The following is a 1,553-nucleotide window of genomic DNA, read 5'->3' as shown; positions in this document are numbered from 1 at the left end:
GGCCGACTGAAGAAGCAATTGCTCCGGATTTCAATCCGAAGTTTTTGATAAAAGAAATGGCAGGCATTGCCTCTTTGTAACGGTTGACTACCGTCAATTTTAGAATATCAGTTAGGGGGTTTGATTCGGCAAAGCCATTCTCTACAAGAATTTCACCTTGGATTTCAGGAGTGATAAGTTGTCCGTCCAAAGCGCTGATTACTCGGACTTTGTTTCCTTTTGCCAATAATTTAAAATTTTCAACAGACTTTAATCCTGTATTGAAGTTGTTGATAATTGGGTTTTGGATCCTTTGGATCAAAGTTTTTCCCTCTTCGGCGACCAACTGTCCATCGATATATGTCTGAAGGACTTTGAAATCCCTAAGGTCTTTGACTACAATAAAATCTGCTGGATCGCCTATCTGCAATTGCCCTACATCCATGCCGTAATGCTGTACAGGCGTGATGCATGCTGCTTTTAAAACATCAAAGACATTCTTTCCTTTGGCTACTGCCCGCATGACAAGCTCATTGATATGGCTGATGGCGAGGTTATCCGGATGCTTATCGTCCGAACAAAACATCACCATGTCAGGATAGTCATCGATGATATCAATCAGTGCATCAAAGTTTTTGGCAGCACTGCCTTCACGGATGGAGATTTTCATCCCCAATTTCACCTTATCTAAGGCTTCTTCCAAAGTAAAGCATTCGTGGTCTGTGGTAATGCCGGCGGATGCATATTGGGCAGCAACTTCCCCTCTCAATCCGGGAGCATGGCCATCGACAGGCTTGCCGTATTTCTTCGCAAGGGCAATTTTTTCCATGACAATAGGGTCTCTGTGGACCGTTCCCGGCCAATTCATCATCTCTGCGAGATAGCTGATTTCTTTTCTTTCCAAGAGATCATTGATGTCTTTAACACTTATTTCTGCACCGGCAGTTTCAAATGGAGTGGCCGGAACGCAGGATGGTGCTCCAAAATAAAATTTGAAAGGAACCTGTTTTCCATTGTCAATCATATAATTTATACCTTCTATGCCACAGACATTTGCTATTTCGTGGGGATCAGATACGGTGGCAACAGTACCGTGGGGAACTGCCAATCTTGCAAATTCTGAAGGGACGAGCATAGAGGACTCTATATGGACATGGGCATCTATGAAACCCGGAAGGATAAAGAGGAGGTTTTTGTCTTCGATGACTTTTCGGATAGAAACGATCCTGCCTTTTTCGACTGCAACTTCTGCTGAAAAAATTTCACGGTTGGGAATGTCAACAAGCTGTCCTAAGACACTAAAATAACCCATGATGGAATGATTTTGAAAGATTGAAAATAAATGTTTACAGTAAAATGGAATATCCTTACCAAGTTTTGTAATACATACATAATGGAAAGGAAATAGATTTAAAACTACTATATTTGCGCCTGAAATTAAAAAAAGCCAAGGCTACTTTTATTTAATGCAGAAAATTGTAATCGCAATTGACGGATATTCGGGATGTGGCAAAAGTTCTACTGCCAAGTCAGTAGCCCAGATTTTGGGGTATACCTACATCGATTCCGGAGCC

The 1,553-nt window shown here is 41.7% G+C and carries 2 protein-coding genes; one reads left to right on the top strand and one right to left on the bottom strand.

The window, feature by feature from the left end:
• On the bottom strand, positions 1–1,291 hold a 1,291-nt coding region (locus tag ACZFYI_RS20275; protein ID WP_462525933.1), incomplete at its 3' end, for an amidohydrolase family protein.
• 124 nt (positions 1,292–1,415) lie between these two features.
• Here ACZFYI_RS20275 and ACZFYI_RS20270 point away from each other — a divergent pair.
• Positions 1,416–1,553, top strand: a 138-nt coding sequence (locus ACZFYI_RS20270; RefSeq protein ID WP_462525934.1) for a (d)CMP kinase, incomplete at its 3' end; no start/stop codon positions are given.

Source organism: Aquiflexum sp., assembly GCF_977115555.1.
Note: the sequence above shows the minus strand (reverse complement) of the source record. Positions and strands in the feature narration are given on the sequence as shown.